This window comes from Microcoleus sp. BM001215392 (assembly GCF_036700185.1).
Lineage (GTDB): Bacteria > Cyanobacteriota > Cyanobacteriia > Cyanobacteriales > Microcoleaceae > Microcoleus.
Map to the genome: position 1 here is coordinate 1 of NZ_JAUBOJ010000519.1, position 4,236 is coordinate 4,236.

The window sequence follows — 4,236 nt, forward strand, 5'->3', positions numbered from 1 at the left end:
ACATAAATAACTTCATGAATAGAGCCGATACCCGTACTGCATCAATGATTTGATTCGGGTTCTGCAACTGTCAACTGTCCACTGTCAACTGTCCACTGCTATAACTGCTTTCCTGGCAATTTCAAAATTGACGCACCAGCTCATGAATGGTGCGTCAGTCACGGAGTCTAGCCGACTGTGCGGGCTAGCAAGACGGGACAGTTAGCGTAGACTCGCACGTAGTCTGATAGGGAATTTCCCAGAAGTCGATCGAGATCCACAAAGCTTTTAGCAACATTCGGCCGCCGATCCGGAGAACCTATTACCAACAAATCGGCATTCAAGTCACCTGCAATCTGACAAATTGCTTCCCCGGGCTTACCAGCAGCACTGACGCAGCGGTAGCTAACTCCCATTTGTTTGGCGAGTGTTACTCCGGCAGCCAATACGGGGTCTTTTTGGGCACTTGCGGTTAAATCTTCGCTGTATTTTCCCGTCAAATCTTTGGTGACGTGCACGAGAATTATTTCAGAGCCGCTGATATCTTTGACCAAAGATAGCGCAAGCTGCAATGACTGTTTTGCCGATTCTGACTTGTCGAGCGCTACCATGACTCGCTTGATTTTTTTGACGTAGATGTCGTCTTTTACTAACAGCATCGGTCTCGATGTTAGCTGGAAAACGTACTGGCTGACTGAGTTTTCCAAAATCGATTGCAGCCGTCCCAGTCCCCGGGAACCCATAATTACTAAGTCGGATTGTTCTTCTTCTGCGACTTGGCAAACTGTGGTTTTTGGGTCTCCCTGTTTCAGCCGGGGATTGACTTTGCTCGGATCTATTTTCAAAGACTGCACTGCTTGTGCTAAAATCTTGCCTCCTTCTTCCAACTTGTCGGCCATGCCGTCGGATGTTACTTGCGGCGGTACGACGTGGAGGACTGTGACAGAGCTTTTTTGCAAGGAAGGGATGTCCATCAACATATTAAACATCTCTTCGCACAAGCCGCGACCGGCGACGGCTACTAAAATTTTTTCTATCATGGTTTTAGCGGTGAAAACGGTTGAGTTTTTTTGTGCGTCCTCAAACTAGAGCGTTGGTACTCTAGTTTCTTACTGTCAAGCATAAGCCTGAAGTTTGCTTTATCATTTGTAGAAATGTAGCGTTTTGGAACAATTTGTAACGTGTTAGAGAACGATCGAACTCAACCAGAACTCGCAGCGGCTGGTGCTATTCAAAATCGCCCCGGGATCGTGGACTCGGAGGGCTGGTTTGAATATTTGGTGCGAGTCTATCCCCACCATACTGACTACAGCGGCGCGGTTTGGCACGGGACTTATGTGACTTGGATGGAAGAAGCGCGGGTGGAAAGTTTGCGCTCTTTCGGCATCGAGTATGCAGACTGGGTGGCGCAGGGTTTGGAATTACCTGTGGTGGAGCTTTCGCTGCGCTACCACCGCTCTGTACAAATGGGTCAATCTGTGGCAGTCAGAACGCGGATGGCTGCTACCGAGGGCGTGCGGCTGCTGTGGGATTATGAAATTCGATCGCCCGATGCTCAACAATTATACGTGACGGCCCAGGTAACTTTGGTGGGTGTCGATCGCGACAAGGGCAAGATTATCCGCCAATTGCCGCCGGCGCTGAAGGAAGCTTTAACCAGGCTTTCTGTTAAACCTTCAACTTAGAAATACCGGGCGGTTGAAACCAGGTTTATACAAACACTCACACAAGGAGTGCGGGTTGAAGACAGAGTGGTTAAAATGAAGTTACATTCTCCAATTTTAACCACCGTCTTCTTTTAATTTGCCGCTTTGTAGGAATTTTTAACAATGTCAAAAAAACTGGATTTCCCAGACAAAAATAATGAACTACAGGGCATAAATTTGGAGGATGATCAGTTAAAATCTCTCGAAAAAAATGAAGATAAAAATATTATTTCGGAGAACCAGGACAATTTAAAAAATAATGAATTAGCTGATAGTCAAGGTAAAATTTGGGCGATCGTTTGGCTGTCGGCGGCTCTGCTGGCGGTGTCTATGGCTGCAATTTTTATTCGGTTGAGCGAACGGGAAATCAGCCCGAATGCTACGGTTTTTAACCGTTTGTGGATAGCAACTGCGGTATTTGGATTGTGGAATGGTGCGGGTGCTGTGCGTCGCCGAATGTCTGGAAATGATGTTGAAGTGCGATCGAGCTACACGCTGCACGATTTCATTTTATTAACAGCCGTAGGCGTGGTTTCTTCTGCTTCCTTGGGTTTCTGGGCTTGGTCGCTGACTCAGACGAATGTCGCTAATTCTACTGTACTGCGCAACTTAACTCCTTTATTTACTACTTTGGGGGGATGGCTGCTGTTGGGACGGCGTTTTGACAGCAGATTTTTGGTGGGACTGGCGGTGGCGTTGGCAGGTGCGATCGCGATCGGCACTAAAGACTTGCAAATAGCAGGAGACAATTTTGTTGGCGACATTGCAGCCTTGTTATCGGCGATGTTCTATGCAGGAAATCTGCTGATCGCAGAACATTTGCGCGCCAAGTTCCCGGCGACAACTATCTTGATGTGGCGCTGTTTTATTGGCAGCATCTTAATTTTGCCGCTGGTTTTGCTAGAAGGCGATCGGGTATTCCCTAATTCTTGGCAAGGATGGCTGGCTGTAATTGCTTTGGCCGTGATTTGCCAAGCTTTCGGCCAAGGACTTCTCATCCACAGTCTCGGCCGTTTGTCATCAAGCTTCGTCGCTATTTTCCTGCTGCTAGAACCCGTGATTACTGCGATTATGGCGTGGGTGCTATTTTCCGAAAGTTTGAGCTTGTTTAATTGGTTAGCATTCTCTGTGGTTTTGGCGGGAATATATTTGGCGAAATCTAGCGGCTGGGCCGATCGAAAATAAAAATAGGAAAAAAACTGAAATGGTTGCAACATCAACTAGCACGAACATCTGGGATTACGACTTTAGTTTACTGCCTCAATATTTACAAAAGCTGTTTGTCAAACTGCGGATTGCTGTGGTGTTCGGCGGCGACTGCGATCGCCCCGGAGCGGTAATTTACAAAACCCACAATCCCCGCTCTTGGAAAAGTTACGAAACCGTCGCCCGCGAGATTGCCAGAGCCTTAGCTGAAATAGGCTTCCAGCACGTCTTTGTCATCCCTGACGACATGAACTTGCCCGCACAGCTCAAACAACAAAATATCGATTTAGTATGGCTGAATACTGGCGGAGTCCAGGGCTACAATCCAGTTTGTCACACTCCCGCCTTGTTGGAAATGTTGGGAATGCCCTATGTCGGTCACAATCCTTTAAACAGTTCAACTTTAGATAACAAACACGCTTTTAAACGGGAACTGCAATCAATCGGAATTAAAACCGCTGCCTTTATGACTTGGCATCCTTCTCAAGGAATTTTGCAGCCTAATTTGCACGAGCGGTTTGCCATAGCTTTTGGCAATTATCAAGGGCCGTTTGTGGTCAAACCAGTATCCGGTCGCGCTTCGCTGCACGTTCATTTTGTAGATAAGATTGAAGGCTTATCTCAGGCGGTTGCAGAAGTCCACCGAGCAACTCACAATACTGCTTTAATTGAAAAATATTTGCCTGGACGAGAATTTTGCGTAGCGGTTTGTGGCTATGTTACTTATGCTAAAGGCAGTTTTGAGAAAAATCAGAAACCCTTTGCTTTTTCCACGATAGAACGAGTTCTAGAATCGGATGAGCGCATCTTTACTTCTATGGACAAAAAGGCGATTACTGCCGACCGCGGACGCTTGATGGGCGCAGAGAAACCTGAACTAAAACAGCAGTTAATTGAGCTAGCTAGAAAAATTTATTGGGAGTTTAGCTTGAACAGTTTGGTGCGCATTGATGTCAGAAGTGACGCTGATGGAGAACTTTATGTTTTAGAAGCAAATCCGAAACCGGATCTAAAATATCCTGGGGAAAATGTGACGAGTTTGGTAGCTTTGGGTTTGGCGGAATATGGGATGAGTTATAACGATTTAATTTTTAGTTTGCTCGCGGATAGGTTGGATTATTTGCTAACTCAACATATCGAGATTATTCCTCATATTGTGGATTTACTTCGTTAATCTGACTTGATGCTTGAGGGCGTGCAGCCACACTATGACTGTCAATAAATACACAATTTTACTGCTATTATAGTGTTTAAAAATCAGGCTGTCGCTCCTTGGTTGATGATAACAATGGTGCATCAGGGCGCAAGCAAATATACTCGTATGGGCTATAGCATTTCGGTAGTA

Annotated in this window: 4 protein-coding genes; 3 read left to right on the forward strand and 1 reads right to left on the reverse strand. The window is 46.1% G+C overall.

The annotated features are described in order from the left end of the window. Positions 1-167: 167 nt before the first annotated feature. Positions 168-1,019, reverse strand: coding sequence for a universal stress protein (locus QT974_RS31885; protein ID WP_333472378.1), 852 nt, complete (start codon positions 1,017-1,019; stop codon positions 168-170). Between the two features lie 141 nt (positions 1,020-1,160). On the opposite strand from QT974_RS31885, the gene QT974_RS31890 reads away from it, so the two are divergent. The 3 genes from QT974_RS31890 (at position 1,161) to QT974_RS31900 (ending at position 4,065) form a co-directional block, all read left to right on the forward strand. Next, the gene (locus QT974_RS31890; protein ID WP_333472379.1) at positions 1,161-1,664 is read left to right on the forward strand and encodes an acyl-CoA thioesterase; all 504 of its coding nucleotides are present in this window, start codon (positions 1,161-1,163) and stop codon (positions 1,662-1,664) included. A gap of 144 nt (positions 1,665-1,808) precedes the next feature. After that, the gene (locus QT974_RS31895) at positions 1,809-2,870 is read left to right on the forward strand and encodes a DMT family transporter (protein ID WP_333472380.1); all 1,062 of its coding nucleotides are present in this window, start codon (positions 1,809-1,811) and stop codon (positions 2,868-2,870) included. 19 nt (positions 2,871-2,889) lie between these two features. Continuing rightward, on the forward strand, positions 2,890-4,065 hold the full coding sequence (locus QT974_RS31900) for a D-alanine--D-alanine ligase family protein (protein ID WP_333472381.1): 1,176 nt from the start codon (positions 2,890-2,892) through the stop codon (positions 4,063-4,065). The last annotated feature ends 171 nt before the right edge of the window (positions 4,066-4,236 follow it).